We start from the raw sequence: 3,429 nt of genomic DNA, 5'->3' as shown, positions 1-3,429 counted from the left end.
CCCAAACCTCGCTTCCGGAACACCACGCTGGGCAGCGCTCCCCGCCATAAACCCGAACAGGACGCCGACCGCTTCAGCGTGGCGTCCAGTGTTCGGGGCTCACTTCACCGTAAATTGAGACTCCCTGGGGTATCCCCCCAGCTGGCCGATCTTGTTACATGGGCGCGACCACACCCACCGGCCATTGCCGGGCCACAGTCGCAATCTTGGTGACGGACACTCGGTCCAATCTACCGTCAGCGCGCAAGCCGCAACCATAAAGGGCCATAGCCCTTCGCTATCATCGCATTTCGGCCATTCAGCCAGTGATGTGCGACCTATCGCGAGCAGGATCGTACAGGTGCGACTGCGCGCAGTTGATGGATTCCGCCAAGGCCGTGCCCACCATGATCACCGCCGCCTGCCGCAGGTCAGCGGCCGCTACCCGGTCCGCGATGTCGGCGAGAGTGCCGCGCAGGACCTGCTGTTCGGGCTGTGTCGCGCGATACACGACAGCAACCGGGCAGTCCGCGCCGTAGTCGGGCGTCAACTCCTCTGCCAGAGTTCGGATTCGAGTGATAGCCAGATGCAATATCAGGGTCGCGCGGGTGCGGGCGAAGTTCGCCAGGGACTCCGATTCCGGCATCGCGGTCGATCGGGCGTGTGTCCTAGTCAACACCACCGACTGCACTTGCTCGGGCACGGTCAGCTCCGCGCCCAGCACGGCCGCGGCCGCGGCGTAGGCCGGAACGCCCGGCGTCACGTCCCAGGGGATGCCGAGGGCGTCCAGCCTGCGCTTCTGCTCGGTGAGCGCGGAATATATGGACGGATCGCCGGAGCACAGCCGGGCGACGTCCTTGCCTTCGGCGTGCGCCCGCGCGCAGTGGGCGGTGATCTCGTCCAGGTCCAGTTTCTGGGTGTCGATGAGCTCGACATCGGGGGCGCAGTGGGCCAGGACCTCGGGGTCCAGGTAGGTGCCCGGGTACAGGCACACGGGCGACGCGCGCAGCAACTCGACCGCTCGCACGGTGAGCAGATCGGCCGCGCCCGGCCCGGCCCCGATGAAGTGCACTGTCACCGGCCGAGTCTCGCACAGGTGAACTCGGCCCAGCCGGTGACCTCGAGCTCAGCCGCTGACCTCGAAGTCGGCCAGGACCTTGGTCGGGCGCAGGCGGACGACCAGCTCACCGGGCACGGCATTGCGCTTGCCGAACTCCTCGGCGCGGTCCGCGCCCATATAACGGGCGCCGATCTCGGTGGCCGTGCGCAACAGCTCGGCCGGATCCTCGGAGACTTCGGCCACACCCTGGACCTGAACGAAGGCGTACGGCGGTTCGGCCACATCCACGCACAGGCTCAGGCGGCCGTCGCGCAGGATCGAGCGGCCCTTGGCGGTGTTCTTGCCGGTATTGAAGACGATCTCGTCGCCCTCGAGCACGAACCAGATCGGCGCGATCAGCGGGCGGCCGTCGGCGGCCACGAAGGCCAGCTTGCCGGTCCGGGTACCCGCGCTCAGAAACTCGCGCACTGCCTGATCAGACATCGATGCCATGGACGACACGCTACGACCTCAGATGGCCCCGCGCTCGCGAGCCCTGGCCACGGCGGAGGTTCGCGATTTCACGCCCAGCTTCGAATAGATGTGGACGAGGTGGGATTTCACCGTCGTCTCGCTGAGGAACAGGCGCTTGCCGATCTCGCGGTTGGAGTGGCCGTCGGCGACCAGGCGCAGCACCTCGATTTCCCTTGGGCTCAAGGTGGTGTCGGGTTTGCGGACCCGGGTCATGAGGCGGGAGGCCACCGACGGGGACAGCACGCTCTCGCCCTCGGCGGCCGAGCGGACGGCGGCGAGGAGTTCGGCGGGCGGGGTGTCCTTGAGGATGTAGCCGACCGCGCCCGCCTCGATCGCGCCGAGGATGTCGGCGTCGGTGTCGTAGTTGGTGACCACCAGGACATTCGGCGGGTTGGGGAGGTCGCGCAGCGCGGCGGTGGCGTCCGCCCCCGACTTGCCCGGGCCGAAGCGCAGATCCATGAGGACCAGGTCGACCGGGGTGGTGGAGCAGAAGGCCACGGACTCTTCGGCGGTCGCCACCTCGCCCACGACTTCGATATCGGCGGAATCGGTTTCGGCGACGCTGGAGTCGAGCAGGGCGCGCAGGCCCGCGCGGACGATGGCGTGATCGTCGGCCAGGAGGATGCGGATCATTCGTCCTCCAAGGGGAACGAGACGGTGACGGCGGTGTGGCCGGGCTCGGATTCGACGTTCATGGTGCCGCCCTGCTGTTCGACACGGCTGCGCATGGCGGTGAGACCGAAACTGCCGGAAGGGGATTCGGCCAGCACCGCCGGGGCGATGCCGACACCGTCGTCGACCACGTCCAGGTGCACCGCGTCGTCGGCGTAGGTGAGGGTGACGCGCATGCGCCGAGCGTGGGCGTGGCGCACCACATTCGAGACCGCGCCCTGGGTGATGCGCACCAGGGCGGCCTCGATGGGCATGGGCAGGCGCTGCGGGTCGCCCTCGACGAGGACCTGCGCGTCGAGGCCGGGGGCGGCGGCGCGCTCGGTGATGCGGTTGAGCGCACCGGCGAGGGACTGGCCCTCCAGGGCGGCGGGCGTGAGTTCGGCTATCAGATGGCGGGTTTCGACCAGGCTGTCGGCGGCGGTCTCGCGGGCCAGCCGGATCTTCTCCAGCGCGGGGTGATCCGGGGCGGCGCGTTCGACGGCGTGCAGCAGGAGCTGAATGCTGCTGAGCCCCTGGGCGACCGTGTCGTGGATCTCCTGGGCGAGACGCTCCCGTTCGGCCATCTTGCCCGCGGTGCGTTCCTGTTCGGCGAGAGTGTTTCTGGTGGCCAGCAATTCGTCGATGAGGCGCTGGCGTTCGGCGGCCTCGCGGAACAGCGCGCCGTATCCGAGGCCGATGGCGACCGCGACGAGCGCGCCGAGCAGCGGGCCGATCACCCCGGCGAGCGTCCAGCCGCGGTGCGCGGCGAACCCGACCACCGAGACGATGGTCGCGGCGGTCACCGCGACCAGGCCCCAATAGCGCGGCAGCAGATGCAGATACAGGAAGAACAGGCCGAAGACCAGGTAGACGGCCAGGGGCGCGAAGGTCACCAGACCCAGCCAGATAACGGTCAACACCGCCAGCCAGATGCGCGCGCCCACCAGATTGCGGCGCAGCCTGCCCCCGGCGAAATAGACGCCCAGGAAGACCCCGGCCAGCACGATGACGACGGTCGGATGCGATCCGGCGACCACCTCCTGCACCGCCACCACCACGGTCAATGCCACCACCAACGCGTGCAGCCCGAGCTGCAGGGCGGAGAAGACCGGGGTCAGGGGCGAGCGATGCACCCGACCAGCTTATGCCCGGCTATTGCCCCGGCATCCATCGAAAGTAGGAAACGCGGCCGTGCCGTTGGCGGAGCGGGATTCGATCGCGGGCGC

The 3,429-nt window shown here is 68.6% G+C and carries 4 protein-coding genes; all 4 read right to left on the bottom strand.

Going from position 1 to position 3,429, the window contains the following annotated elements; genetic code table 11:
- Positions 1–298 precede the first annotated feature (298 nt).
- Genes cobM through VMT65_RS01475 form a run of 4 tightly spaced genes read right to left on the bottom strand, consistent with a single transcriptional unit; the run spans position 299 to position 3,336 of the window.
- Positions 299–1,057, bottom strand: coding sequence for a precorrin-4 C(11)-methyltransferase (gene cobM, locus VMT65_RS01490; RefSeq protein WP_326306082.1), 759 nt, complete (start codon positions 1,055–1,057; stop codon positions 299–301).
- Positions 1,058–1,105: 48 nt separating this feature from the next.
- On the bottom strand, positions 1,106–1,531 hold the full coding sequence (locus VMT65_RS01485; RefSeq protein WP_326306081.1) for a PPOX class F420-dependent oxidoreductase: 426 nt from the start codon (positions 1,529–1,531) through the stop codon (positions 1,106–1,108).
- An 18-nt stretch (positions 1,532–1,549) separates the two neighbouring features.
- Positions 1,550–2,185 (bottom strand): response regulator transcription factor, encoded by a 636-nt coding sequence (locus tag VMT65_RS01480; protein ID WP_326306080.1) that lies wholly within the window; start codon positions 2,183–2,185, stop codon positions 1,550–1,552.
- Positions 2,182–3,336 carry a sensor histidine kinase gene (locus tag VMT65_RS01475; protein WP_326306079.1) on the bottom strand — a complete coding sequence of 385 codons (1,155 nt, stop codon included), beginning with the start codon at positions 3,334–3,336 and terminating at the stop codon, positions 2,182–2,184. Before VMT65_RS01475 ends, VMT65_RS01480 begins: the two co-directional genes overlap by 4 nt.
- Positions 3,337–3,429 lie beyond the last annotated feature (93 nt).

It is taken from the genome of Nocardia sp. CDC153 (genome assembly GCF_035818515.1).
Taxonomy (GTDB): Bacteria; Actinomycetota; Actinomycetes; order Mycobacteriales; family Mycobacteriaceae; genus Nocardia.
The sequence above is the reverse complement of the archived record's forward strand: the minus strand, read 5'-3'. Positions and strand labels throughout refer to the sequence as shown.

Bases quoted from the DNA above. Each gene is read 5' to 3' on its own strand.
- VMT65_RS01485 (WP_326306081.1), bottom strand. From the start codon at position 1,531: ATGGCATCGATGTCTGATCAGGCAGTGCGCGAGTTTCTGAGCGCGGGT.
- VMT65_RS01480 (WP_326306080.1), bottom strand. From the start codon at position 2,185: ATGATCCGCATCCTCCTGGCCGACGATCACGCCATCGTCCGCGCGGGC.